The organism is Paenibacillus sp. PCH8 (genome assembly GCF_002968835.1).
Classification (GTDB): domain Bacteria; phylum Bacillota; class Bacilli; order Paenibacillales; family Paenibacillaceae; genus Paenibacillus.
This window is the reverse complement of the sequence record NZ_PKQK01000005.1, coordinates 1-25,665: the sequence shown is the minus strand read 5'-3', so window position 1 is coordinate 25,665 and position 25,665 is coordinate 1. Positions and strand designations below refer to the sequence as shown.

Below are 25,665 nucleotides of genomic sequence, written 5' to 3'. Positions count from 1 at the left end.
CCGCCATACAAAGAAGGATAAACCCGCAAAAATGTTCAATTCCCCATACTACGAGATGTACCATGTCAGGTGTGAATGGCGCTATAGCGGGCTTTTCAGTCCTGTTAACCGATGGGTGCAAAAAATGAAGGTTGTCGGAAAAAGATCGGCTGTATAGTGAGGAGCCCTCTCACGCCGACATTGTGGTAACGAATACCGTATTTGATGATGGCGCACAAGGTGTATATTGGCGGGTAGATCTGCCTCAAACCCATGTTCGTCCTTACCTGGAGAATACCCATTACGGAAAGTGGAATTATCCGCTTGGCGTTACCCTGCTTGGACTGCTCCAGACGGGACAGGAATTGGGACGTGATGATTATATCCAGTATGTGCTGGACCATATTAGCCTGAGTACTTCGTTTGATCGCTATGGTCTATGGGATCGGGATTGTACTTTTGGCAGGTGTCGAGGTGTATCAAATGAACCAGCAACTCTGCGAGGCATCTCTCAACTCTTCGGTACCAACGGCTCAACGCTGATCCGTTCCGAATAACAGAGAAGTAGGCAACTTTTGTACATGAATAACGAGCTAATAAAAGCGGCAAGGCCCTCAGGCTTGCCGCTTTTAGTTATTGAAGTTCCATATTAGAATTTTAATCAGCGAACTATATAAGTTGAACGAATCTTTTACACGATAACGGAGAGGACAGAAAAAATCTGAACAAGCGAAGCTAAAAGCTTTCTGAAAGAAAGCTGTATCGGAAGCATCTGCTTCGCCTTTATCACCGGATTTTCCCTTGCGTGAAGGGAATCCAAAAAATCTGGGGATAACAGCGATTGGAAGGTTATTCTGGTACATCGTTGATAAGATTTTAAAATAATTCGAGCTGCTCCGGTCCAGCTTCCTTTTCCGGTTCAGTACGGTCTGGAAAAGGCTGCACCGGCTGATCCAGCAATTCCATCATCATCTGAGCATTGGCCGCTGCATCACCACCGGAGTTGTTGTTGAAAATAACATAGACATCCTTGCTCTGCTTCTGCAACTGCTCCAGATAATCTTTCCACTCCAACAGCTCGTCCTTGCTGTAACGGTACAAATAACGGGTCTCGCGCCAGTTGGGCGCACCATTCTGATGCCAGCCAGATACATTGCGTCCGTGCATGCGAACCAGTGTCATGTCCGAATCCGTGGCCTGTGGCACGATGGGAATGGAACCTGGACCCGCCTGAGGTTCGTCACAGACGCTGTGAATCCAGCCTTGCTCCTTCATAAACGCGAGCGTCCGCTCACGCATACTATCCTCATACCAGCTGCGATGGCGGAATTCGAGGGCGCACGGAATGCCCTCCATTCGAAGTTTCACTTCTCGAAGCTCATTCACATTGTCCTTATTGCACTCAAACCACGGCGGAAATTGAAATAAAGCTGCCTGCATCTTGCCTGCTTCAATCACGGGCTCCAGTGATTCCCGAAAAGCTTTATACATCTCCGACGTGCTGGTGAAGTAAGGTTTGCCGCGCAGATGTCCGGTCATCCCCTGATAGGCTTTGATGATAAAAGCAAAGGAATCCGGCGTTTCAGCGGCCCACCGTGCCATCCGGTCCCGCGGCTGAACGGCGTAGAAGGAGCTGTCCACCTCCACGGTGGAGAAGTATTGTCCGTATAGACTGAGCTTGTCTTTGGCTTTGGTACGGTTTGGATAGAGATCTTCCTGATCTCCCCATCCGGTAAGTCCAATGCGAATCATAAGAACACCTCCTGTTGCTTATAGTACGCTTTCAAAAAGAACGGTTTTCAGTACCGAGAAGATGGGATGAAGCTAGAAATGGAGTAGCGGAGCGTAGGGAGACTACGTGAGCAACGGACATTTCGGCTGAATTCCATATTCGATGCTGATGATGCCACTAGGCATCCTTCGTAATCAAAAGCGGGCTTTTTGAACAACCTCTTATAGTTAACCGATTCGCAGGGCCATGCGTATGTTTAACATTATATCGTGTGGATTTTGGCTGTTCAATGTGGAGAGACGTCCTAGTATTGGAGTTTTTTGAGTTTGAAGGGTAAAGACGGTACAATCAATGAAAGCTTAGTGGAAATACTCAGACCTGTACGACAGCGTATGACAGGCAGTAGGGTCGGTGACCAGGTGGAGGGCGAGAACGAATGACCGAATGGTATAAAAAGAGTTTTGGAGAAGATTATCTTCTCGTGTACAAGCATCGGGATGTGCAGGGTGCCTGTCAGGAAGTACATAAGATGATCAATTGGTTGAAGCTTGAGCCTGATTCAGAAGTGTTGGATCTATGCTGCGGTATGGGGAGGCACTCACTGGCCCTGGCGGATGCAGGATTGAAAGTAACTGGAATCGACCTGTCCGATGTGCTTCTTCGCGAAGCCCGCCTAATGGATATCGAACATCGAGTATCGTGGTGCCATGCCGACATGCGCGAACTCCCGCTGGAAGGTGGCTTTGACGCTGTAGTCAACCTGTTTACCTCGTTTGGTTATTTCCTTGAGGACGGAGAACAACTCAAAGTGTTATGCGCCATTCATCGCATGCTTCGGCCGGGTGGCAGCTACATTATTGATTTTATGAATACCGCTTATGTGACTCGTCATCTGGTGTCACACTCCGTTCGGGAGGATGAAGGCCAGCGAATTGAGGAGTTCCGCAAGATTGAAGATGGTTTCGTGCAAAAGGAAATTCGGATCATGGATACCACATCCGGCGATGAACCGCGGACATATCAGGAACGTGTCAAGCTGTATACACGGGAACAACTGAGCCAGCTGTTAAGTGAAGCAGGACTTCAGGTGGATCAGGTGCATGGCGGCTATGATGAAGAAAAATATGATGAGCAGACTTCCCCACGTATGATTTTTGTGGGTCATCGCCCTGTGGAGTGAACAGACCGTACGGAAGGGGAATACCATTGAAACGAACAGAAGAGATACCGGTTACAGAGGGAATGTATCGGGTGAAGGTTACCATGTCTTTTCCCTTGCGTTGGGTCAATAGTTATGTGTTATCCGAACCGGATGGAGGCATCACCATCGTAGACCCGGGACCGCGAAATCCGGGAACGGAACAGGAGTGGTACGACACGTTGGAGGGGCTCGGCCTGACATTCGGAGATATTCGTCAAATTGTACTGACCCACCATCACCCGGATCACCTCGGACTATCGGGATGGATGCAACAGATGACGGGTGCACCCGTTCGAATGTCCACACGATCCCGTCAGGAGGCCGATGTGATGTGGAGACCTCAGTCGAGCATGAGTACAACCTTGCCTGATTATTTTGGTCGTCACGGTATGCCGGAAGATATGACTGGACAGATGCATGAACATATGAAGACATTTATTTCGCAGATCACACCCCTTCCGGGTATCACACCCATCGAAGATGGTGAATGGCTTGATATGGGCGGAAAACAGTGGGTCGCTGTCGAGACGGGTGGACATGCCCCAGGGCATATATCCTTTTACGCTCCTGAATTTCTGGAGATTCTGTGCGGGGATGCGGTTTTGCCACAGATTTCACCGAATATCAGTCTGCAACCAGGCAGTGACCCTCAGCCTTTACAATCTTATATGGAAGGATTGCATCGTCTAGGAGGTCTGCATGTCAAGCAGGCGTACCCAGGGCATCGAAATCCTTTTTCCACGTTCACCGAACGGACCGTTCAGCTGCTCGCACACCATGAGGAACGTCTTCAGAAGATGACTGAACAGCTACGGGAGCACCCAGCGAACGCGTATGACCTCTGTGTGCACATGTTTGGCAATCGGCTTGGTACCCATCAACTTCGTTTTGCCATGAGTGAGACGCTCGCGCATCTGCAGGAGTTAATTCGACGAGAAGTAGCGAAGCAAGAGCAGCAACCGGATGGTACGTTCTATTTTCAAATCTAAACGGAATGATGATATCGATATGAAATGATAATGTGATCTTATATAGAGGCTCGGGACAGGAAATTCACCTGTTCTGGGCCTTTTTAGCCTTTCTTAACGGTTCATTCATCTATTTTTAAGCCAGCACGCCTATGATACATCTATGAACTTCGCTAGGGCGTGTCTTAGAACTCTGAAGGAGACACACCCTAAAGAAAGCAGGGAAGAGCGATGACAAGAAGAAAACGGAACCAATGGAGAAAATGGCAAGCTTCAGCGGCAGCAACGTTGACCGTGGCTGCACTCTTTCAATATGTAAGAACTTCGGATGCCTTTGATGTGGCCTATGCAGCAACTAATGGCTCGGATACAAGCGTTACTTCTTCAAGCCAGATGGAAGCGCGTGACGATGTGATGGATGAATGGATCAGTAGTACAACAGACAGCCATAACTGGAATACGCAGGACAATGACAATAAGGATAGCCAAGATAATGGAACATCTGATAGCAGACAATCCGCTGGTCTGGATCAGGGCATGAGCAACAAGGGAAGTTATTTAGAACGTCAGCGTTTTGGACCAAATAATCAGAGTACAGACTCTGGATACAGCAGTGGTAACTATCAGTCACGTACTGGTGCGTCATGAGCCGCACGGAGCAAGTCGTACGTCCGCTCAAGTTTCAGTTTCGTGCGATGAACACGGATGTTGAAGTGCAGCTCTCTGCTGGACAGGAAGAAGCTGAACACGCAGCAACCTTGGTGAAGAATTGGTTCGATACACAAGAGCAGCGCTTCAGTCGATTTGTTACAGACAGTGAACTGAGTCGGTTGAATGGTTCAAACGGATGGATGTCGATCTCTGCTGCGATGGATGAAGTATTGAGTCTGGCATACGGATATATGGGCTTGACCGAAGGGATTTTTCAGCCTGGCATCTCGCAGGCACTTCAGGCTTCAGGATACGATCTCACCTTCGAGAAAGTGCAACAAAGACAACCGCAACGTCCGTTGCTTGAACGTATATTACGAACGAGAACATCTGAATCAACAGGTATGATGGAAGATCAATATGATCACAGCCGCCCGAGCTGGATTCAGCAGGAAGGTAGTCGAATGGTACATCTGGACCCCGGAGCACAACTGGACCTGGGAGGTCTCGTTAAGGGATGGGCAGTCGAACGCATTGCGGACTGGTTGCAGCGTACATTGCATATTCCAGCGGGTATGATTAACGCCGGTGGAGATATACAGGTATGGGGTACACCACACCATCCTCAGTGGATCTTGGAAGTAGCAGATCCTTTTCAGAATCAGAATCATGTGTCGGGTGCAGTTTGCTTACAGCGAGGAGCTGTTGCCACTTCAGGGATTGCACGCAGACAATGGCAGAATGCGGATGGAAGCTTCTCGCATCATCTCATAGATCCCCGGACGATGGAGCCTGCGGATACCGATGTGCTACAGTGTACCGTTCTGGGACAACATGCGTCACAATGCGAGATCATTGCCAAGACGGTTTGCATTGTGGGGAGTGCTGAAGCAGTGGGCTGGTTAAACCGACATTATGATCGGCATGATGTTCTGTGGATGACGCAGGATGGGAGTATTTATTTTAGAGGCAATACGAATACGCTTGCTGAACATTGGCCCGGATTTGATCCGGATCATCGCTTCAGTCTGATATAAACGAGGATAAGTCTATCAGATATGGGGGAGCCGGTTATGGCACAATGGATTGTAGATTACCTGCCGACATGGAATATCATTCGAATTAGTGGAATTGCTGCTTATTTGTTGTTCTTTGCTGGTGTGTTCCTGGGTATTGCTCAAGGGATGCCTATGGTCAAAGGCAAACCGAAAGCAGCCATGTTCCAATGGCATACCCGGACGACCTGGCTCGCCTTCGGACTTGGACTCGTACATGCGTTAACGTTGTATATTGACCATTACAGCCCGTTCACCTGGAGTGAACTGCTTATTCCCTTTACCGCATCCGTGCATCCCCTTGGCAGTGGATTGGGTACGTTAGCTTTCTATGGTCTGTTGATTGTACTGCTATCCAGTGATCTGCGGAGCAAGCTGGGTCGCAAATGGTGGTTGATGTTCCATATGTTATCCTATCCCGTATTCATAGGTTTATTGGTTCATGGTATGGTGACGGGGACGGATTCTGGTCATGTAGTCGTGCGGCTGATGTATGTATTTACTGGACTATGTATCCTTGGCATGTCTGTATTGCGAGGGTTGCTGCGAGAGCGCAAAGGACCGGAAATTACCATTGGACCGAAACGTACACAATCAGAGTCAAGCACTGAACAGAAGTGGGTTGAAGTATACGGTTTGGCGGGAACCATACAACATAAGCACATGAAATAATAAGTTATGAATAATCAAAAAAATGGTTCACATACAAAAGAAGCGGCCATCAGGCCGCTTTTTACATGCATAAATTACATGAGCATTTCGAATACATCTCATAAGCATTTTTCAGTTAGCAAGAAATAGATCGAAATCAAATGATAAAATAGTTATTCATCCACCTGTTCCAAGTTCCGCGTTACTTCAAATATGAGCAAGTGGACTACACGATATCATCACTGACCGGTTTTTCTCCAAGTGCCTCTTCCATTTCGGATTGTTTGCGATGGGCAATGCGACTGCTCGCTGCCGATGCAATTGCACCGACAATATCATCGAAGAATGTGTGGACAGGCCCAAGGCTCTTGTCATTCAGACGTTCCAGCACACCCGGTTTCAGCTTGTCCACGTAACCATAATTGGTGAATCCAATGCTGCCATATACATTGACGATGGAAAATGCCAAAATCTCATCCACGCCATATAGTCCCTCATCGTTCTCAATCATCTCCTGCAAAGGAGATATGAGTTGACCCTGTTCTGCCAGGATATCGAGCTGTATCCCGGTCAGCACAGCGTTCTGTACCTCGCGTTTACGGAGAACCTTCTCCACATTGTCGATACATTCTTCCATGGTAAGATCAGGATAGTATTTTTTCTGCAATAACATGACCAGTTCAGCGATCTCAGGGATCGTGACGCCCCGCTTGTGCAGCCATTCCCTTGTGGCCTCCGCTACTTTGCGGCTATTCAGGCTGTAAGGGATTTTTTCTTGCTCCGGATGTTCCATGGGCGATTCCTCCTCTGAAGTTAGCAATGTCCCTACCTATGCTTCCTAATACGTTATTAACCCGTTTTACGTTTCTTTATTATCTTTTAGTTATTTTTTGGACAAAGGCTCGTATACATGGTAGTACAAACTGTAAAAATGATGAGGGGGAACGTGATCATGAGAAAGATCCAGTCTTTGCGTACGGTATCGGCAGCTGCGCTGTTGAGTATTCCTATGGTGTTGTCAGGTTGTGGCATGTTTGGAGCCCAGTCTTCCGAAGCGATTGATCCACCACCGCCTATCCAGGAAGCAGCTATGATTCAGGCGGTTGAAGGGAATAAAGCACTTGCAACGCTTCCGCTTACGACGGTATATCTGCAAGACCAGCAGGGTCTGCTCGCTCCGGTATCCCTGACACTTCCGTCTGGAACAGATGCCAGCAGTCCGAAGACAGCACTGGATACACTCGTCACAGGCGGGGCCTATGCGGGTATGTTGCCTGAAGGATTTCAAGGGGTTCTCCCGCAGGGTACTGTTGTTCAGAGTGTAACGATTCATGCGGATGACAAGCTGGCGGTCGCGGAGTTCTCGGGTAATTTTGCCAAGTATGATGCCAAGGAAGAACGGAAAATGCTAGAAGCTGTCACGTGGACATTAACGGGAACGCCTGATGTGGAGAATGTGCAGATCTGGGTGGATGGCAAAAAGTTAACGCAAATGCCGGTAAACAGCACTCCGTTGCCTGAACCGCTGAATCGGGCAGTGGGAATTAATCTCGATCTGGGGGATACCTTTGTGACGAATAGCAGTCCGGTAACGGTCTATTTCTCCGCTGCTTCGCCAGCAGGCATCCAATATTATGTTCCGGTTACACGTCTCGTGACACCTGGTGAAGATCGGGTGCAGGCAGCATTGAATGAGTTGATTAAGGGACCTGCCAAAGGTGGAGAGCTGGAAGAGGTCATGACGGGCGGGACAGAGCTGAAATCGGTCAAAACGGCCGAGGATGGCACGGTAACGGTTGCGTTGAAAGATGATATGTTTACTGAAGGGGATATCGTTCCGAGTGAGTTGTTACAGTCCGTCGTATTAACAACCGCGGAGAATACAGCCAGCAAGGATGCCAAAGTGCAGATCGAATGGAACGGTCAAAAAACAGTCATGGGTGACGATAACAGGGATTACAGTGCGCCCGTTTCCAAGCCTGAATATATCAATGAAATTCCGATTTAATAAACAAGGCATGCTTGAGGATGCTTTTAACTGAACTCTTTGGTAAAATATAAGGGATTAGTAAAAGTGTGAACAAGCTCAACATTACAGGATGTTTAAGTCGTAGGAGGCAGAAAAATGAGATCAAACGGACGAACCAGCGAACAGCTGCGCCCGCTGAATTTAACAGTGAACACGAATAAATACGCTGAGGGCTCTGTACTGATTGAAGTCGGAGATACAAAGGTAATCTGTACAGCTACGGTGGAGGAACGTGTTCCTCCCTTTATGAAAGGGCAAGGAAAAGGTTGGGTAACCGCAGAATATTCCATGTTGCCACGTGCAACGCATACCCGGAACCAGCGTGAAGCCAATCGTGGTAAATTAACGGGACGCACAATGGAAATTCAGCGTCTGATCGGTCGTGCTCTGCGTTCAGTTGTGAATCTGCAGGCGCTCGGTGAGCGTACGATTACACTCGACTGTGATGTCATTCAAGCGGATGGAGGCACACGTACAACGTCCATCACCGGTGCGTTTGTAGCGATGGCGCTTGCGGTGAACAAGCTTTCCCAACAAAACAAACTGCAAGTGTTCCCGATTACGGATTTCATTGCAGCAGTAAGTGTGGGTGTGGTGGGAGAACAGCCTGTATTGGATCTGAACTATGATGAAGATTCCAAAGCCAAGGTAGACATGAACCTGGTGATGACAGGTGGCGGTAAATATGTAGAGCTTCAGGGAACCGGCGAGGAAGCACCATTCGATCGCCGTGAGCTGAACGCGATGCTGGAACTGGGCGAGCAGGGCATTCTGGAGATGATCGAACGTCAAAAAGAAGTGCTCGGACCGATTGCGCTCAAGATCGGCGCGCGTGGATTAGGGGAAGCCTAAGATGAGTCTGGACAGCCCAATTCTCATCGTTGCAACCCGCAATGCGGGTAAAGTACGCGAATTCGCCCATGCCTTCGCACCGCTTGGCAAAGAGGTCAAAAGTATGTTTGACTATCCGGAACTGCCAGATGTGGTGGAAGACGGCGTAACGTTTGCGGAGAATGCCTGGAAGAAAGCCAAGGCCGTTGGCGATGCGCTTGGTTTGCCGGTTCTGGCAGACGATTCAGGACTCTGTGTGGACCTGCTAGACGGGGAGCCGGGCGTATATTCAGCGAGATATGCAGGCGAAGAAGCAACGGATGCACAGAATAATGCGAAGTTGCTTGGGACGCTGGGATCGTTGAAATCCGGTGAGGACACGGAGCAGCCGTTATTAAGCCCGGCTCGTTTCGTCTGTGCTTTGGTATTGTACGATCCGACAACCGGAGACAAGTATGAAGCGGAAGGCACGGCTGAAGGCTGGATTACAGCTGAAGCTGCGGGTACTGGTGGTTTTGGATATGACCCACTCTTCTATGTGCCTGAATATGAGATGACGATGGCAGAGCTTACGCTGGAACAAAAGCAAGCGATCAGTCATCGTGGTCACGCACTGAGAGCACTCGTATCCAGACTTGAAGGCTGAGCCTGAACCTGAGTTTACATTGTTAACTTAGAACAATTTCGTCATGTACGAATATCAAAGCGTTAATGGAAGGACAGAAGCATTCCGGGTGGAATGTTTCACCAGCCATTAGCGCTTTTTGTTATGGAATAAAGGGTTTGATCCAGATGTGGCAAGGTCCGTCGATATACCTAATGCAGGATAGGTATTTCGCGATTATAGTATAGAACATATGTTCTTATACCTACTTAGAAAATCATATATATTGCATGATTGGGAATCCAATTGGGACTGGAGTTGGAAGAAGTTGCAAGCCTCGCTTGGTATGGGTTAACATTCAAATTAACGAATCATAAATGAACCTTAAACGGAGGGATTTGCTCATGCAAGAAGTGAAGCTGGTTGTATCCTATGATGACTATGAAGAAGGGATTCGAATGGGAGATTTGATTAAGGAACTGGTGGCCAAACCAGAAGCGAACGCATTGGAAAGTCTGGTTATCGGAGATTGGGGACAGGCTTATGAGAATTCACCCGAAGAAGGATTCATGAGTACCCTGATTGAGCTGGCTCCAAGCTTCCCGGCATTGAAGAGACTATTTATCGGAGATATGGACTCCGAGGAATGCGAAGTATCATGGATTATTCAGACCAATCTTGCACCTCTGCTACAAGCCTTTCCCCAATTAAAAGCATTCTTGATCAAGGGCAGCAGCGGTCTGGGGCTGGAACCGATACAACATGCGAACCTTGAAGAATTGGTCATTATCTGTGGAGGTCTGCCTAAAACCGTGTTAGCCTCTATTGCCCGTGCCGAGCTGCCGGAATTGCGGAAGCTTGAATTGTATCTGGGTGTGGAAGATTACGGATTCGACGGTTCGCTGGAGGATGTTTTGCCGTTACTGGAAAAGGGTCTATTTCCAAAGCTGGAATACCTGGGTCTGAAAGACAGCGAGATTCAGGACGAGATCGCCAAAGCGATAGCTGATGCGCCGATTCTGGATCAGGTGCAGGTACTGGATCTGTCCGAGGGGACGTTGTCTGATGAGGGAGCGGAGGCGCTTCTGGTCAGTGACAAGATCCAAAAGCTGAAACATCTCAATCTGAGTTACCATTACATGACAGACAAGATGCTCACCCGGTGGAAACAGTCAGGGATTTCGGTAGATGTCAGCGATCAGCAGCAGAGTGACGAAGACGACTGGCGTTTCCCGTTATTGACGGAATAACGAGTGTTGGACATTAAGCCGATGCTGTTAATTGGTAATCCGAATAACCGACGAACTCAGGGGCTGCAAGAGGCCAGGCATAGAGTAGGTCTGCAACCTGCGGTTGTGCTGCCGTATGACGAATTACTCCAAACCTGGAGACAGGGCGGAACGATGATAGATGCCATACATTCAAATCTGCCTGAGCCGCTGATACGGATAGATGCGCCTGGAGAGGTATGGGAAGTAGAGCGTGAGCTGTTGTATCTTGGAGCCATTCAAGGCAGATCACCCTTGTTGAATGGCATCGATGATACTGAAGCATTCTCCCCAGAGCAGACACTTATGATGGAACAGGAATGGGGTAGAATTTACGCTCCCGCCCAGTGGTTCCGTGGCTGGAAAGCCTGTCTGGAGCGCATTGGCCGTGAAGCACGAGAGATGTGGCCTGATGTGCGCTTCATGAATGACCCTGCCGACATTGGATTGATGTTTGACAAAAGGGATTGTCAGCAGCACCTGTCCCGGCATGGAATTCTTGTTCCTCCAACATTGCAGTCTTTACAGCCTGTCCGCAGTTACGACATCTTGCGTACAGCCATGGAATTGGCACGGATGCACCGTGTATTTGTTAAGCTCGCCTCTGGCTCGGGAGCTTCAGGCGTTGTCGCTTATCAGGTTAACCCGCTTACGGGTGCTGAGATCGCTATAACGACAGTAGGCATGGAACATGCACAGGGCCAAACCATTTTCTACAATGAAGGACGTCTGCGCAGATACACCAGTAGGGAAGAGATTAGTGTTCTCATGAACTGGCTTTGCGCTGAAGGGGTACAGATTGAACGCTGGATGCCCAAAGCAACGCTAGAGCAACGCGCCTATGATATTCGTCAGCTCGTTGCGGGTGGACAAGCAGGTCACGCCATTATGCGCCTTAGCAGCACTCCTATAACCAATCTGCATTTGCGCAACGAACGCATGTTGCCTGCCGAAGCAGGATTGGCTGAAGAGCAGATGTCGTTGGTTCGAACGGCAGCCCAGGCGGCCATGTCCGCATTTCCTTGTTCATGGTCAGCCGGTATTGATGTGATGCTTACCGGTGGTGCGAACCCGCGGGCATATGTGCTGGACGTGAATCCGTTCGGAGATTTACTGTACAGAGTCGAGCATCATGGACTCGGAACCTATGAATGGGAAATGGAACTATTGCGAAAGGAGCCTTTTCAACATGCCGGATATGAACACCATCGTGGGCTCTCATGACATGTTAATGATTACGCTGGATACGTTACGATATGACGTAGCCAAGCTGGAAGAGCACAATTGCCCGAACCTGTGCGGCTCAGGTTCCTGGGAAAAACGTCATACTCCGGGCAGCTTTACATATGCCGCACATCATGCTTTTTTTGGTGGCTTCATGCCCACGCCGGCGAATAGTGACAAGGCATCTCATGTCAGGTTATTTCACTCCCGAAACACCGGACTCAAGACACATCCGCATACCTGGCTGTTTGATACACCGGATATCGTATCCGGGTTCGCAGCTGAAGGGTACCGTACGATTTGCATTGGCGGCGTCATTTTCTTTACGAAAAAAAATCCGCTGGCGAAAGTACTACCCGGCTATTTCCAACAGAGCTACTGGCGAATGAACTTTGGGGTAACCAACCCCAAATCGACAGAGCATCAGGTGCAGCATGCGTTAAAGCTGCTTGAACAGACGGAGCCAGATGAGAAGATATTTATGTTTTTGAACGTGTCTGCTATTCATGGCCCCAATCGTTATTTTGTAGAAGGGGCCAAGGAGGACTCGGTGGAGACCCAACGAGCTGCACTTCGGTATGTGGATGAGGCTCTTGGGCCCTTGTTTGACGCGCTGAGGAAGCGTTCCCGACCTACATTTTGCCTTGCCTTTTCCGATCATGGTACGGCCTATGGTGAGGATGGATATCAGGGTCACCGACTCGCGCATGATGTCGTCTGGACCGTGCCTTACCGTGAATTTTTAGTATAGAGACAGGAGGAAACCGATGGACAAACAATCACAATATACGACAAAAAACCATTCCACACCGTCTGGATCTAACATAACTACAGGTCTCAGTGAAGTACTTGCCTTCCCGTATCGTTCTTACTTATACTCTTACCCGCACAAGACCGCATATCGGGAGCTGGACCCGCCACTACCGCTGAAATCCTTGTGGGAACGGGAGAATACCGATACGTATTTTTTATATATGCATATTCCGTTTTGTGCGGCTCGTTGCGGATTCTGTAATCTGTTTACACTGCCGGATCGACGGGATGATACGCATGAACGTTATGTGGATGCGCTGGAACGTCAGGCAAAGCAGTGGGCACCGATCACATCCCGGAGACCATATTCGAGGTTCGCCATTGGTGGTGGGACACCTACGTTATTGAATGAGGTTCAGTTGAATCGTCTGTTTGACATTGCTGAACATGTGATGGGGCTGGACCCCACACAAGCATCAATATCAGTGGAAACGTCACCGGATACCGTGACGGATGCCAAGCTTGCTATTATGAAGGAACGCAGTGTGGATCGTGTCAGTATGGGCATCCAGAGTTTCATTGAAGCCGAAGCTTCAGCTATCTATCGCCCACAGAAACCGCTGGAAGTTGAACGGGCGCTTGAGAAGCTTGCGCGGTATGATTTTCCTTTATTGAATCTCGATCTGATCTATGGGCTTCCGGGTCAAACGGTAGAATCCTGGCTCTATTCACTGGAACGGGTACTGGCCTATGGGCCGGGCGAGATTTTTATCTATCCCTTGTATACACGGGAGAATACAATTGTGAAGCCGGATGATATTCGCCGTCAGGGACCGGATATTCGAATGGAACTGTACAAGGCGGCTCGTGAGACATTGAAAAGTAGAGGTTATGTGCAATACTCGATGCGCAGATTTGCGAAGGAGCAGTCGTCTTCCAAAGCCCTTCTGCCATACAGCTGCCAGGAGGAAGGCATGGTTGGTCTGGGATGTGGTGCACGCTCCTATACGAGTGAAGTCCATTATGCCTCCAAATACGGCGTGAGTTACAAGGCTACACAGAGTATCATTGCCGATTATGTGGCAACCGAGCGTTACGATGTGGCTGATTACGGTATCGCGTTAAGCCGTGAAGAGCAGCGACGTCGATTTATATTGAAGGCTTTGCTGCATCGGGAGGGACTGACATTGTCAGACTACCATCAGCGCTTCGGTACCGATGTGATGTCAGACTATCCTTGGCTGGCCGAGTTGTTCACAGAAGATATGGCACAGTTCGAGTTGGAGGAAGACGAGCGGGTATTGCGACTGACAGAAGAGGGCCTGGGTTACTCTGATGCGATTGGAGATTGGCTTATATCTGCCGATATTCGTGAACAGATGGAAGGGTTTGTTTTCTCATGAGAGCGACATTGTATTATCGGGGAAAGTTGTCTTCCTGCAATTACGACTGTCCATACTGTCCTTTTAGCAAAACGGTCGATTCACGAGAAACGCTGGATGTCGATGAGCAACAACTGCGTCAATTTGTGGATTGGGTTAAGGAACAGCAAGACGAGGGGCACCGCTTCTCCATTTTTTTCAATCCTTATGGGGAGGCCTTGGTACGGCGCTGGTATCGGGAAGCCATGATTGAATTGTCACACATGCCTCATGTGGATAAAGTTGCAATTCAAACCAACCTTTCCGTCAAGCTGGATTGGGCCCGTGAGCTGGATGCGAACAAGGCTGCTTTCTGGGCAACGTATCATCCTCGCGAGACGAAAGAGGCTTCATTTGTAAAACAGTGTCTAACTTTGCGACAGATGGGACTTGCTTTCAGTGTCGGGACAGTTGGACTACGCAGCGCATTCCCCGCAATTGAATCAATGAGGCAGTCTTTGCCAGATGATGTATATATGTGGGTCAATGCCTTCAAAGATCGACCCAAGTATTATACGCCGGAAGAGATTCAGTTTTTGCTTGGACTTGACCCTCTTTTTGAAGGCAATTTGCAGGACTATGACAGTTTCGGCAAACGCTGTGCCGCGGGTTCGGAAGTGTTTTATGTCCAAGGGTCAGGGCGTGTGAGAAGGTGTTATAAGGATCGCCGGATCATTGGACACCTGTATCGTGATGGTCTGCAAGCATTGGCAGCGGATCGACCTTGTGGCATGAAGAAATGTGGTTGTTACATTGGTTATATTCATATGGAGGATTCTCCATTCAGAGATACGTTTGGTAGTGGATTACTTGAGCGAAATCCGGTATCCATACGTTGATTGAATGAGCTTCATTGCTCACAAACGATATTGATCGGCATAAAGATACATCTTCAGAGTGAAAGTGAAGCAAACCACATTGGTTTGAACACGCCATAATGGAGGTGTATTTTTTGTTTTTTCGTGTGAAGGTGAATTTATTTTTCATGGATAAGTCGAGAATCTCTTTGAAAATTTCTGAAAATAATTCATGAATATTTTATGGTTCAAATTTCATAGTTATTGGGTTAATACAATTAGGAATAAAGACCCTTATTTAAATGATATGGGCGTTTATAGTCGCTGTATATATTTGAAAATGGGTCTAAAGACTTAATAATCCTAAGGGAGGCCAGATGCGAGAAGTTTGAAACACCATGTATTTTATTTGAACTTTCGGGGGGAATAGACATGAAAAGAATATCAATTAGCCGTAAATTACTTATGGGTTTCTCATCTGTGCTGTTATTACTGGTGGCTGTAACCGTGATCGCTTATACTCAGTTTGTATCAGTCGAAAAAACGTATACAGAATTAATTAATGACAGAACAAGCAAACTCCTGCTTATTAAGAATATGTCGATAGATCTTAAATCACAGCAGATTGCTCTGAGAAATTATGTGATGGCAGACAGTGCAAATTACGAACAGGAATTTAAGAAGGCTTATGAAAATTACATAGCGTTAACCGAGGAGCTTAAATCAACGGTTAAAAGTCAAAATATGAAAGACTACCTTACACGTTCAGATGAGGCGATGGACAAGTATCAAGATTTTGCTCAGAACATCATGACACTGAAAAGACAGGATAATAACAGCGAAATCACAAGATTGATGCAGGATACTGCCCCGGGCTTGATCGCTGAACTGGATGAAATTGTGGGAAGTATGGAGAAACATCAGCAAAGTTCCATGGATTCAGGAATCGTAGATGCCAATCTTCAGATTGCTCAGGTTCTTCGGTGGATCACGATTGTTGGAGTTATCGCTATACTGGTTGGCGCATTCGTTGCAATCATCATTGGCAGACTAATCTCCGTGCCTATTGCCGCTGTTGAGCAAGCCGCGAGCCGGATTGCGGACGGAGATCTGACCGGTGAACCTATTGTGGTTCGCAATAAGGATGAGATTGGTGAACTCGCGCAAGCCTTCAATATCATGTCTGCGAATTTGCGTGCACTCATTCATCAGGTTGGGGATAACGCAGAACGGGTAGCTGCTTCTTCGGAGGAATTGACGGCAAGCACAGAACAGACAGCAACTGCCACGGAGCAAGTTGCTATCACAATGGGTGAGATTGCAACAGGCATGGATACACAGGTTCGAATGGTTAGTGATGGATTCCAAACGATGAATGAGTTAACGACAGGTTTTCAGCAAGTTACGGAGAACACACTGAATATGTCCGAGGAAGCTACCAAGGCTTCCGCAAAAACCATATCTGGTAGCGAGTCTGTTCAGTCTGCCATAGGTCAAATGAATTCTATACACGATACGGTATCGGGACTCTCGGCAGTGATTCAGGAACTGAGCAAACACTCTCAGGCTATTGTCAAAATGGTGGATAGCATCTCTGAAATATCGGCCCAGACGAATCTACTATCCCTCAATGCTGCAATTGAGGCTGCGAGAGCTGGAGAACATGGAAGAGGATTCCAGGTTGTTGCTACAGAGGTTCGTAAATTGTCTGAACAATCTGCACTTTCTGCTGAACAGATTGTTCCTTTGGTGGCATCGATTGAAAAGGGGATGCGAAATGCCGCAGAATCTATGGGTGTAGTGTCAGCAGAGGTTCAAGAGGGAATTGAGCTTGTTCACCAAGCGGGAGCTACGTTTAACGAAATTCGTGAGGCGGTTGGTAATGTAGCGGGTCAAACACAGGAAGTCTCTGCTTCAATCGAACAAATGTCAGCAGGTGTGGAGCAGATTAGTACCTCTATGAAAACGATCATGGAAGTGACGGAAACCGGGGCTGCCGGAACGGAAGAAGTCAGTGCATCTTCAGAAGAACAGTTGTCTGCGATGCAGGAGATCGCTTCCGCAGCCAATGATCTCTCGTCCATGGCAGAGCAGTTGCAACTGACGGTCAGTCGTTTCAAAGTTAAATAAAGTGTTGAACTGAATGAAGTGCATGTGAAGAATGAGCGCACACGCATAGATATTGTTATGTGATCAAAGGGTGTCCAAAAGACAGCAAGTAGCTGTTTGGACACCCCTTTTTTAGTCGAAATATAGAATCAATGTGCGGCAGTATAAGGTTAACGAATAGCCACTTTGTAGGTCCGTAACCAGGAATTGATCTGAGTCAGATATGCAAATAACTGTGGGCCCGACATTAATTGCCCGAACCAGGGGAGGTTGGATGCTGCATCCGCAGAAGAGGCCAATTTGCGGATTTGGGCTTTGTCGACTAAAGGTAAAATGGGTGAAGTCGGATCATCCAGTATATCAAGTACCTGTTGTTTAACTGCAGCCAGGTATTCCGGGTTATGTGTTTTTGGGTATGGACTCTTTTTGCGGTATAACACATCGTCAGGCAAGACGCCTTCAAGTGCTTTACGTAGAATCCCTTTTTCCCGCCCGCCAGTTATTTTCATCTCCCAAGGGATGTTAAACACGTATTGGATCAGGCGGTGATCACAGAAAGGTACCCGCACTTCCAAGCCTGCCCCCATACTCATCCGGTCTTTGCGATCCAGAAGTGTGGGCATGAAACGTGTGATGTTCAGATAGGACATGACCCGCATCTGGGCGGCTTTGCCGGTTTCTCCTACTAGCGAAGGTACTTCAGCCACTGCATCGGAATAACGGTCTGCAAGATAATCGAGTGGCCGAATCCATTCCCGAATGTCCGGCGATAACAGTCCTGCTCGCATGTCAGGTGCTACGGACCAAGGAAATGTGCCGGAGTTGAGCATCTCTTCCCGGTGGAACCAGGGGTAACCACCGAATACTTCATCTGCTGCTTCGCCTGAAATAGCAACAGTAGCTCCTTTTTTGATTTCCTTACAGAACAAATACAGCGAGGAGTCCACATCTGCCATGCCAGGCAGATCCCTCACAAGCATAGCCTGTGTCAGTGCGTGAACGAGTTCTCCGTTCTCAATCTCAATCCAGTGATGATCTGTCTGGAGTTCTTCCACCATTCGTTTGATCCAGGGCCCATCTGCCCCCGGTTGAAAAGAGTGAGCCTGAAAATGCTTGGCATTATCTACATAATCGACGGAATACGTACTCACTCGGCCTTGACCGGTTCGGTTGTAATAATCCACGGCTAACGCTGACAAGGCACTGGAGTCCAGGCCTCCCGATAACAGAGAGCATACAGGAACATCCGATGCTAACTGGCGCTCCAGTGTGTCTTGTAGCAGATTTCGCACCTCGGTTGCCGTTTCTTCCAGGTTATGTTCGTGATTCTCACTTTCGAGCTTCCAATATGCATAGGTTCGAATGCCGTTTCGGTTGTAGATCAGAGCGTGTGCAGGTTTGAGTTCGCTCAGTGAAGAGTATACGCCGTGACCAGGTGTACGTGCAGGCCCTACAATGAAGACTTCGGCCAATCCTTCCGGGCCAACAGCAGCTTCTACATCCGGGTGAATGAGCAGTGCTTTGGGCTCTGAGCCGAATACGAGTGTGTCTTTTGCATTACTGTAGAAGAGAGGTTTCACACCGAGGCGGTCTCGTGCAATAAAAACTTGTTCGCGTCCCCCATCCCATATGGCAAAAGCGAAAATACCGTTAAACCGGTCAACACACGCCGGTCCCCACTCAATATAAGATGCGAGCAACACTTCCGTATCACATTGTGTGCGGAAGTGATGCCCCCGCTGGAGTAATTCTTTTTTTAATTCGGGTGCATTGTATAGTTCTCCGTTATACACGACGGTATAGGAGGTGTCTCCCTGTAACGCATGCATGGGTTGCGCCCCGTTCTCGGGGTCCATAACGCTGAGACGCCGATGTCCAAAGGCACAAGGATTGGAGATCCATGTACCTGAAGCGTCGGGCCCCCGGTTCGACAAGCTATTCGTCATTCGGACCAGCAGCTCTGATTCCTGGGTCAGATCCCGATTCCACTGTATGAAGCCGGTAATACCGCACATGGTATGTTCATCCTTTCTTGGTCGAGTCATTCATCCGTATGGCTGCTTGAGTACTGCCAGCCAGCAAATGTTGTCTTTTTCGTCAGAGGTCGTAACAAATATATGCCGAAAGCAGGCATAAAATGTCTGTCCTCTTCGGAAACTAGCTCTAGGAACAACGGCCTCAACATGCCTGTGAAGGAGAGAACATGCAATGGACAGTATGAAATATTATGTATCTGTCATGGGCCGCTCCGTTATTCCAGATCCGTATGCCACGTCGTATGAATGGATCATTCAGGCAACGCCACAGGAAGCGGAGCAATTACTGGGACTGCTTAATCTGATGCAGGAAAAGGAGGAAGAAGCCTTTCCAGGGATGGTATTCCCATGGCCAGATACACCGGAGGATTCTGTGAACCAGACGTATGAAGCGGTATTACAGCAGGTGTATCGGGAGATCTACCGATTGGGGACACCGGAGACACGATATCAGATCGAACAAAGTACATGATAAGGACAAAGGAGCGCGATAACGAATGTATGTCATTCAAGATGCCAAGATACGCAGATTAACCGAGGTAGATGGATTGTCCTGTGCAGAAGTGGAAGTTCAGCCTGGAAATGCCGGCGATCCATCTTTACTTGTATACGTAGCTTCAACTCAACCTGGAAATTCGCTGGAAGTGGTTCGTGTTGTACGTAATCACTCCGATTCAGCGATCGACTGGTATAACAATAATATGCATACCGCATTTGAAGATGCGACAGAAACAGCATTTGAGAACAGCGAAGGTATGACTGCCGAAGAAGACAAGGCTCAGTTCCAGAGCAATTTGTTGGCTTTTGGGTTACTGGGCCCAACGCTTCAGCGGTATCTGATCGGGCAGGGTTAGTCGTAGAGGTGAGTCTAATGGGTCCACTTTAACAGTGTGGCATATCGATTAAATGTGGTTGGCTGGATTTACTTGTGGAAGGAACGTTGTGGATACGGCAACGTGAAAAATAAAGATTGGTAACGGGTAACCGTTAGATGTTAGCCGGTGATCTGTGGTCGATAACTGTAATCAGTAACCGCTAACGAGTAACGGATAAACAGCACAACCCGCCGTTGGGAACGGCGGGTTTAGTTATGCACAGGCGTGCTTCGTTTGAGAAGGAATCAGGCATATTCACGCAGCACTTGAATACCTTTCACGATGTTATACACAAAGCTTAAAGCGTAGATGACAAAGAACAAAATGACAAACCCGATGGCGGAACCAAGACTGTGGGCTGTCACGAAGAAATACAGTAGCGGAATAGCAGCAAGAAACGGGAATATGTGTGAGAATAAAGCGCGTTTGGCATGTCCCTCGATGTACGCATCCTTGGCTACAATCCACACAATAATCGGAAACAGAAACGGAGCAAAGAAAATACTAAAATACGATAGGGCTGATAAAAGTTGTCTCATGCGATTCTCTCTCCTTCAGTGGTCTTTGAAATGTATGTATGCAAAAGATTACCCAGCTAGTCTGACATTGAAAATATCTCGTGAACATCTGCTCTGTTTGTTCCAATGTCCTCAATATTGGTTGGTTAAGAATATCATATTCCGAGGATAAATGAAGTATGAGAATAACCCGATCAAGCACAGTTTAAAGGCTAATTATTAATTTTTTATAAAACTATTGAAAAATATAGAAATCAGAGTATAATAGAAATCGCGGCAAAATTTTATTACATATTTGTCTCAGTAGCTCAGCTGGATAGAGCAACGCCCTTCTAAGGCGTCGGTCGGGGGTTCGAATCCCTCCTGGGACGTAAAGAAAAAGCTTCCTTCGGGAAGCTTTTTTGCGTTCTGAGGATGAGAACCCCAGAGATTCGTCGGAGCATCCGCTTCGTTAGCGTTACTTCGCGGTCTCGACAGGAAGGAGAGTATCCCTCCTGGGACGTATTAAAAGAAGCTTCCCTCGGGGGAGCTTTTTCGCGTTCTGAGGATACTATATCATTGGTTTTACCTATAGTTGATATAGTATTTATATATTTTTGTAATAAATGAATCTGTGTCACAATGAGACTATCAATCATGGAAGTGATGGTGGAGCCGATGCAATCAATTAATCGATGGCAAGCAGATGAGTATGACAATAAACTGGCTTTTGTATCTGGATACGGCAAAAACCTTATCTCATGGCTTCAACCAAGGCAAGGGGAATACATCCTTGATCTGGGATGTGGTACGGGGGATCTGACATATGAAATCTCATTATCGCAGGCTGAGGTGGTTGGCATGGATGCATCCCCGGACATGATTCGCCGTGCAAGGGAGAAGTTCACTAAGCTTGAATTTCTCGAAGGAGACGGACACCAGTTTCAGACGAACAGACTGTATGATGCCGTCTTCTCTAATGCAGCTCTCCATTGGATGCGAAGTCCGCGATTGGCCGTGGATAGGATATGGGAGTCTTTGAAGCCAGGGGGACGTTTTGTGGCAGAATTCGGCGGTAAAGGGAACGTGCAGTCATTGTGAATGCATTGGAACAAAGTGGATTTATGGTACGTCAGGCCCATCACTATGACCGTCCTACTAGGTTGGAAGATGGTGAGCAAGGGATAGTGGGCTGGTTGGCTCAATTTGGAGGAGACTATTTCGAAGGTTTCAACCATGAAGAGATACAGCAAATATGCCACGAAACCAGTCGGATCGCAATGCCTTACCTCTGGAAAGAAGATGCGATGTATGCTGATTACAAGCGTCTGCGTATAGAGGCAGTGAAGCCGGGAATCTCTTTCTGATAAAGAGGTTCCCGGTCTTTTATTATTGGTTTAATTCAAAATTGAACTATTCAAACGACAAATAAATACAAAGTTACGTTTTTATGATACCTAAGACCCATATAAGTAATTTTTATATCATTTTTGTAATTATTTAGAAGGGATATGTGGTATTTTGATAGAATAATTTACCAAGGGTCAATCTTCTTGCAGATCGGGTGGTGAAAATGTCTCAGGTATTGCAGTGCTTGCTAACAGCAGGAACCCATCATTTGGTGAGGAATTCACATTTATAAAGGAGGGGCATAGCCTTGAGTAAACGATTGATATCCACGTTATTAAGTGTTCTGATGGTCTTCTCTATTATCCTTCCAGCGGCTGGAGCCGCTCCCGCAGATTCAGTTGTTCAGCTTGAGAATATGCCAAGCAAGGCCGAAGCGAAACAGTGGAGAGAAATTCTTGCAGGGCGGGAAGAGAAACTTGCCGCAGATCCATTTATGGATGCACGCTTGGAAGGCCTGGGTGGAGAGAACACCCGAGTCATCGTTGAGCTTTCCAACAAACCGGTCGCTGTAGCGCAAGGTGAATCAACCCTCTCAGGAAAATCTTTTACCTCCACTATGGAAACAAAGGCTGTGACTCAAGTTGAACAACAACAACAGTCATTTGTACATAGCCTCACTCAGAAGAAAATCAAACATGAAGTATTGGAAAATTACGCATATGTGCTTAATGGTGTAGCCATTGAGATCAAAGGAAATCAAGTGGGGCAATTGCTCCGTATACCTGGCGTGGTTAGCGTATATCCTGATCTTGAATATACAATAGCTCCCGAAACAGATGAAGTAAACCCATACATGAAAGACACAGCACCTTTTATCGGTGCACCGGAAGTATGGGATTTGGGTTACAAAGGGAACGGCATCAAAGTGGGTGTCATTGATACAGGTATTGACTATGAACATCCCAATTTACAAGAAGCCTATATGGGCGGTTGGGATTTTGTTGGAAACGACAATGATCCATATGAAGCAACTTATCAGGAATGGAAGCTATCTGGCCAACCTGAGTTTAATGATACTGGAAGTGCCTATTATACATCCCACGGTACTCACGTAGCGGGTACCATTGCTGCTCGCGAAGCGGGAGACTACGGCATTGTGGGTATTGCTCCTGAAGCGGATATCTACGCTTACCGTGTACTTGGACCTTATGGCAGTGGTCAAACTTCATGGGTCCTCGGCGGAATCGACCGTTCCGTTGCGGATGGAATGGATGTCATCAACCTCTCGCTGGGTAACGCTGCCAACGATCCGAGTTATATCACTTCGGTTGCCCTTAATAATGCTATGCTGTCTGGAGTGACAGCAGTTGTAGCAAGTGGTAACAGTGGTCCTAACCGCTATACACTCGGCTCCCCGGGTGCATCTGCAATGGCGATTACGGTAGGTAACTCTACAGGACCTAGCCAGCTTATTACAGCCAATACTCATTTCTGGATTGGTGAGGAAGGCGAAGCGACGTTGCCGGAACAACAACCTGTGCCGGAGATTGAACAATCTCCTGAATTGGGAACAGCACCTGGCACAGAAGATAATACAGCAAGCGTGGAGGATTCCCTTGTTAACGAAGCCGCGGCTGCTGGATCGGAACAAGATGTAACTGTAGTTGAAACGCCTGTTGACGCTGAAGTTTCGAATCTAGACGAGGGTGCGACAGAAGATGATGCTCAGACTGTAGCGCCTTCTGCACCAGTGGAAGAGTCTGTCATCACCCCGATGGAGACACAGCAAGCTCCACGGGCTGTTACAGAATCGGTCTATCGACTGGATCTGATGGGCTGGAGTCTGTCGGCAGATCCTGAAACGGTTTTGACAGAGCAGTATGAGCTTCAATATGCAGCACTTGGTAAGCCTGCCGATTTCGAAGGCAAGGATTATACGGGAAAAGTTGCCTTGGTACAGCGTGGTGAACTCGCATTTGTAGAGAAAATCGCCAATGCCAAAGCAGCAGGAGCCGTGGCGGTTATCGTATACAACAATATCCCGGGTCCAATCGGCGTTAGTCTGGGTGATAACTTTGAGCTTATTCCGACGCTGAGCATGAGCAAAGAAGATGGAGAAGTCATCAAAGCTGAGCTGGATGCGGGACAAGCCGTTGAAGTGAGCTTTAGTGATTTCGAACGTGATCAAACCCCTGGTGATGAAATGAATCCATCCAGTTCACGTGGACCTGCAAAGGTAACACTGGATATTAAACCGGATATTGTTGCGCCGGGTACTAACATTCTGTCTACGATTCCTGCCTATGGCAAGGATGAACCTGACGCAGATTACACACAAGCATATGATCGTAAAAGTGGTACAAGTATGGCTACACCTCACGTAGCGGGGTTGATTGCCCTGTTGATTGAGAAACATCCGGATTGGACGCCATTTGATATCAAAGTCGCACTCATGAACAATGGTAAAGTGCTGGATACGACCAAATTTGATGTGTTTGATCAAGGTGCGGGCCGGATTCAGGCTGTGAGAACCATTGATCCTGCTGCTTTTGTCAAAGTTATGGATGTGACAGAGTACACGGAAAGTGGCTCCGTTGTGGAAAAGGAAAATATCACCGGAAGCATTAACTATGGTAATTTCCTGAGCACAGATGAAAAAACGATTACCAAAACGATTAAGGTTGAAGCGCTAAACGGCAGCGGTGGGGATTATACAGTGCATGTGAATCCGACTCGCACTGTCGCTGGAGTATCGGTTGCTGTGGACAAGAGTTCATTCACATTGAATGGTGAGGAAGAACTTGCAGTCACAATCACAGTTCCACGCGGGGTTACCGCAGTAACAGAAGCACAAGGATATATTGAGTTGTCTAATGGAACCGATACGTTTACGGTGCCATATGTGGCTCATTTTAATGTTACATTGTCTGGTGTTAAGTATATTGAAACGGTAAAAGGTACTGAGAAAAATCCGTTCCATTATCCATTAAAGGCTGATGGTACACTGGATACGCTTAATGTAGCGATGGAATTCTATAATCCAATGACTTTCGCCCTGATTGAGATTTATGATGGTCTTAACCCAGAAGGCGGGTATTACCAGGACGGATACATCGGCTCCATTTTCGGTAACTATTACAACTTTAATGCAAATGCAAGATACAATCTGGCATGGGGTGGTCAATATGCCGATTACACGACTGACGAAGTGACTGAGATTCCAGATGGTTTATATACGGTTGACATCACTACAATTGGTGCCGACGGCAAAACCTATAAGGAAGATACTTCTCCATTTTTGGTGAAAAAGACAGCTCCGGCTGTAACCGCACCAGAAGCGTTGGAATTTAAGCAGGATGAATCTGCTGTCATTAACGGTAGCGTCGAAGACTTGTACTTCCGTGTTGCTCCTGCGCTTGCTAGTGGATGGAACATTGAGTTTGATCCGTCCGCTTCCTTGGAAGCAACGTATGTTGTGAAAAACGAGGATGGTTCGATTCAAAAAGAGGGTGTTTTTGAAGTCAAACCTGATGGCAGCTTCAGTCTTCCTTTGGAAGGGATCGAAGTGGGCAAATATGTCGTTGAACTTAGGGTCAAAGACCAACAGGGGCTTTCGGGTACAGCCAATACGGCG

The 25,665-nt window shown here is 47.6% G+C and carries 24 protein-coding genes and 1 tRNA gene; 21 read left to right on the top strand and 4 right to left on the bottom strand.

From position 1 onward, the window contains the following. The first annotated feature begins 131 nt into the window (after window positions 1–131). Window positions 132–536 carry a hypothetical protein gene (locus C0Q44_RS31260; protein WP_258166532.1) on the top strand — a complete coding sequence of 135 codons (405 nt, stop codon included), beginning with the start codon at window positions 132–134 and terminating at the stop codon, window positions 534–536. A gap of 319 nt (window positions 537–855) precedes the next feature. Here the strand turns inward: C0Q44_RS31260 and C0Q44_RS24160 are convergent, their stop codons facing one another. Then, window positions 856–1,731, bottom strand: a complete 876-nt coding sequence (locus C0Q44_RS24160) for a DUF72 domain-containing protein (RefSeq protein WP_105409774.1) — start codon at window positions 1,729–1,731, stop codon at window positions 856–858. Window positions 1,732–2,147: 416 nt separating this feature from the next. Between C0Q44_RS24160 and C0Q44_RS24155 the strand changes: the two genes are divergently transcribed. The 5 genes from C0Q44_RS24155 (at window position 2,148) to C0Q44_RS24135 (ending at window position 6,258) form a co-directional block, all read left to right on the top strand. Beyond that, window positions 2,148–2,891 (top strand): class I SAM-dependent methyltransferase, encoded by a 744-nt coding sequence (locus C0Q44_RS24155; protein WP_105409773.1) that lies wholly within the window; start codon window positions 2,148–2,150, stop codon window positions 2,889–2,891. A 26-nt stretch (window positions 2,892–2,917) separates the two neighbouring features. Further along, on the top strand, window positions 2,918–3,901 hold the full coding sequence (locus C0Q44_RS24150; RefSeq protein ID WP_258166531.1) for an MBL fold metallo-hydrolase: 984 nt from the start codon (window positions 2,918–2,920) through the stop codon (window positions 3,899–3,901). 210 nt (window positions 3,902–4,111) lie between these two features. Further along, on the top strand, window positions 4,112–4,528 hold the full coding sequence (locus tag C0Q44_RS24145) for a hypothetical protein (protein WP_105409772.1): 417 nt from the start codon (window positions 4,112–4,114) through the stop codon (window positions 4,526–4,528). Beyond that, window positions 4,525–5,568: an FAD:protein FMN transferase gene (locus tag C0Q44_RS24140; protein ID WP_105409771.1), complete on the top strand. Its 1,044-nt coding sequence runs from the start codon at window positions 4,525–4,527 to the stop codon at window positions 5,566–5,568. The genes C0Q44_RS24145 and C0Q44_RS24140 overlap by 4 nt, the downstream gene beginning before the upstream one ends. Window positions 5,569–5,604: 36 nt before the next feature. After that, window positions 5,605–6,258 carry a ferric reductase-like transmembrane domain-containing protein gene (locus tag C0Q44_RS24135; RefSeq protein ID WP_181151158.1) on the top strand — a complete coding sequence of 218 codons (654 nt, stop codon included), beginning with the start codon at window positions 5,605–5,607 and terminating at the stop codon, window positions 6,256–6,258. Window positions 6,259–6,463: 205 nt separating this feature from the next. Here the strand turns inward: C0Q44_RS24135 and C0Q44_RS24130 are convergent, their stop codons facing one another. Then, entirely contained in the window at window positions 6,464–7,030 is a 567-nt protein-coding gene (locus tag C0Q44_RS24130) for a phosphatidylglycerophosphatase A family protein (RefSeq protein WP_105409769.1), read from the bottom strand. Between the two features lie 159 nt (window positions 7,031–7,189). On the opposite strand from C0Q44_RS24130, the gene C0Q44_RS24125 reads away from it, so the two are divergent. From C0Q44_RS24125 to C0Q44_RS24085, 9 genes are all read left to right on the top strand, one after another. Beyond that, complete coding sequence (locus C0Q44_RS24125) at window positions 7,190–8,245, top strand: GerMN domain-containing protein (RefSeq protein ID WP_105409768.1); 1,056 nt, start codon at window positions 7,190–7,192, stop codon at window positions 8,243–8,245. A gap of 117 nt (window positions 8,246–8,362) precedes the next feature. Then, window positions 8,363–9,118: a ribonuclease PH gene (gene rph / locus C0Q44_RS24120; RefSeq protein ID WP_105409767.1), complete on the top strand. Its 756-nt coding sequence runs from the start codon at window positions 8,363–8,365 to the stop codon at window positions 9,116–9,118. Between the two features lies 1 nt (window position 9,119). Beyond that, window positions 9,120–9,743, top strand: coding sequence for an XTP/dITP diphosphatase (locus tag C0Q44_RS24115; RefSeq protein WP_105409766.1), 624 nt, complete (start codon window positions 9,120–9,122; stop codon window positions 9,741–9,743). 362 nt (window positions 9,744–10,105) lie between these two features. Next, window positions 10,106–10,951 (top strand): STM4015 family protein, encoded by an 846-nt coding sequence (locus C0Q44_RS24110; protein WP_105409765.1) that lies wholly within the window; start codon window positions 10,106–10,108, stop codon window positions 10,949–10,951. Window positions 10,952–10,957: 6 nt separating this feature from the next. Further along, a complete protein-coding gene (locus C0Q44_RS24105; RefSeq protein ID WP_258166530.1) occupies window positions 10,958–12,193 on the top strand; it encodes an STM4014 family protein in 1,236 nt (411 codons plus the stop codon). Continuing rightward, the gene (locus C0Q44_RS24100) at window positions 12,159–12,944 is read left to right on the top strand and encodes an STM4013/SEN3800 family hydrolase (RefSeq protein ID WP_105409764.1); all 786 of its coding nucleotides are present in this window, start codon (window positions 12,159–12,161) and stop codon (window positions 12,942–12,944) included. The genes C0Q44_RS24105 and C0Q44_RS24100 overlap by 35 nt, the downstream gene beginning before the upstream one ends. Window positions 12,945–12,960: 16 nt before the next feature. Beyond that, complete coding sequence (locus C0Q44_RS24095; protein ID WP_105409763.1) at window positions 12,961–14,349, top strand: STM4012 family radical SAM protein; 1,389 nt, start codon at window positions 12,961–12,963, stop codon at window positions 14,347–14,349. After that, entirely contained in the window at window positions 14,346–15,206 is an 861-nt protein-coding gene (locus C0Q44_RS24090; RefSeq protein ID WP_105409762.1) for an STM4011 family radical SAM protein, read from the top strand. Before C0Q44_RS24095 ends, C0Q44_RS24090 begins: the two co-directional genes overlap by 4 nt. A 390-nt stretch (window positions 15,207–15,596) precedes the next feature. Next, window positions 15,597–17,294 (top strand): methyl-accepting chemotaxis protein, encoded by a 1,698-nt coding sequence (locus C0Q44_RS24085; RefSeq protein WP_105409761.1) that lies wholly within the window; start codon window positions 15,597–15,599, stop codon window positions 17,292–17,294. Between the two features lie 149 nt (window positions 17,295–17,443). On the opposite strand, the gene asnB is transcribed toward C0Q44_RS24085, so the two are convergent. Then, entirely contained in the window at window positions 17,444–19,288 is a 1,845-nt protein-coding gene (gene asnB / locus C0Q44_RS24080; protein WP_105409760.1) for an asparagine synthase (glutamine-hydrolyzing), read from the bottom strand. 193 nt (window positions 19,289–19,481) lie between these two features. Here asnB and C0Q44_RS24075 point away from each other — a divergent pair, with 193 nt between their 5' ends. Both C0Q44_RS24075 and C0Q44_RS24070 read left to right on the top strand, forming a co-directional pair. Then, window positions 19,482–19,781 carry a hypothetical protein gene (locus C0Q44_RS24075; RefSeq protein ID WP_105409759.1) on the top strand — a complete coding sequence of 100 codons (300 nt, stop codon included), beginning with the start codon at window positions 19,482–19,484 and terminating at the stop codon, window positions 19,779–19,781. 25 nt (window positions 19,782–19,806) lie between these two features. Next, entirely contained in the window at window positions 19,807–20,163 is a 357-nt protein-coding gene (locus C0Q44_RS24070) for a hypothetical protein (protein ID WP_105409758.1), read from the top strand. Window positions 20,164–20,429: 266 nt separating this feature from the next. On the opposite strand, the gene C0Q44_RS24065 is transcribed toward C0Q44_RS24070, so the two are convergent. Next, window positions 20,430–20,723 (bottom strand): magnetosome magnetite crystal formation protein family, encoded by a 294-nt coding sequence (locus tag C0Q44_RS24065; RefSeq protein ID WP_105409757.1) that lies wholly within the window; start codon window positions 20,721–20,723, stop codon window positions 20,430–20,432. A gap of 276 nt (window positions 20,724–20,999) precedes the next feature. Between C0Q44_RS24065 and C0Q44_RS24060 the strand changes: the two genes are divergently transcribed. The 4 genes from C0Q44_RS24060 to C0Q44_RS31605 all read left to right on the top strand — a co-directional run. Then, window positions 21,000–21,073, top strand: a tRNA-Arg gene (locus C0Q44_RS24060). A gap of 265 nt (window positions 21,074–21,338) precedes the next feature. Further along, window positions 21,339–21,782, top strand: a complete 444-nt coding sequence (locus tag C0Q44_RS31615; RefSeq protein ID WP_308737468.1) for a class I SAM-dependent methyltransferase — start codon at window positions 21,339–21,341, stop codon at window positions 21,780–21,782. Beyond that, window positions 21,779–22,048, top strand: coding sequence for a hypothetical protein (locus C0Q44_RS31610; RefSeq protein WP_308737467.1), 270 nt, complete (start codon window positions 21,779–21,781; stop codon window positions 22,046–22,048). Before C0Q44_RS31615 ends, C0Q44_RS31610 begins: the two co-directional genes overlap by 4 nt. Before the next feature lie 290 nt (window positions 22,049–22,338). Next, window positions 22,339–25,665 (top strand): S8 family serine peptidase (locus C0Q44_RS31605; protein ID WP_105409756.1); only part of this gene is annotated, 3,327 nt, incomplete at its 3' end.

Coding starts and splice junctions, on each gene's coding strand:
- C0Q44_RS24160 (WP_105409774.1), bottom strand. CDS start 1,731: ATGATTCGCATTGGACTTACCGGATGGGGAGATCAGGAAGATCTCTAT.
- C0Q44_RS24155 (WP_105409773.1), top strand. CDS start 2,148: ATGACCGAATGGTATAAAAAGAGTTTTGGAGAAGATTATCTTCTCGTG.
- C0Q44_RS24145 (WP_105409772.1), top strand. CDS start 4,112: ATGACAAGAAGAAAACGGAACCAATGGAGAAAATGGCAAGCTTCAGCG.
- C0Q44_RS24140 (WP_105409771.1), top strand. CDS start 4,525: ATGAGCCGCACGGAGCAAGTCGTACGTCCGCTCAAGTTTCAGTTTCGT.
- C0Q44_RS24135 (WP_181151158.1), top strand. CDS start 5,605: ATGGCACAATGGATTGTAGATTACCTGCCGACATGGAATATCATTCGA.
- C0Q44_RS24130 (WP_105409769.1), bottom strand. CDS start 7,030: ATGGAACATCCGGAGCAAGAAAAAATCCCTTACAGCCTGAATAGCCGC.
- C0Q44_RS24125 (WP_105409768.1), top strand. CDS start 7,190: ATGAGAAAGATCCAGTCTTTGCGTACGGTATCGGCAGCTGCGCTGTTG.
- rph (WP_105409767.1), top strand. CDS start 8,363: ATGAGATCAAACGGACGAACCAGCGAACAGCTGCGCCCGCTGAATTTA.
- C0Q44_RS24115 (WP_105409766.1), top strand. CDS start 9,120: ATGAGTCTGGACAGCCCAATTCTCATCGTTGCAACCCGCAATGCGGGT.
- C0Q44_RS24110 (WP_105409765.1), top strand. CDS start 10,106: ATGCAAGAAGTGAAGCTGGTTGTATCCTATGATGACTATGAAGAAGGG.
- C0Q44_RS24100 (WP_105409764.1), top strand. CDS start 12,159: ATGCCGGATATGAACACCATCGTGGGCTCTCATGACATGTTAATGATT.
- C0Q44_RS24095 (WP_105409763.1), top strand. CDS start 12,961: ATGGACAAACAATCACAATATACGACAAAAAACCATTCCACACCGTCT.
- C0Q44_RS24090 (WP_105409762.1), top strand. CDS start 14,346: ATGAGAGCGACATTGTATTATCGGGGAAAGTTGTCTTCCTGCAATTAC.
- C0Q44_RS24085 (WP_105409761.1), top strand. CDS start 15,597: ATGAAAAGAATATCAATTAGCCGTAAATTACTTATGGGTTTCTCATCT.
- asnB (WP_105409760.1), bottom strand. CDS start 19,288: ATGTGCGGTATTACCGGCTTCATACAGTGGAATCGGGATCTGACCCAG.
- C0Q44_RS24075 (WP_105409759.1), top strand. CDS start 19,482: ATGGACAGTATGAAATATTATGTATCTGTCATGGGCCGCTCCGTTATT.
- C0Q44_RS24070 (WP_105409758.1), top strand. CDS start 19,807: ATGTATGTCATTCAAGATGCCAAGATACGCAGATTAACCGAGGTAGAT.
- C0Q44_RS24065 (WP_105409757.1), bottom strand. CDS start 20,723: ATGAGACAACTTTTATCAGCCCTATCGTATTTTAGTATTTTCTTTGCT.
- C0Q44_RS31615 (WP_308737468.1), top strand. CDS start 21,339: ATGGAAGTGATGGTGGAGCCGATGCAATCAATTAATCGATGGCAAGCA.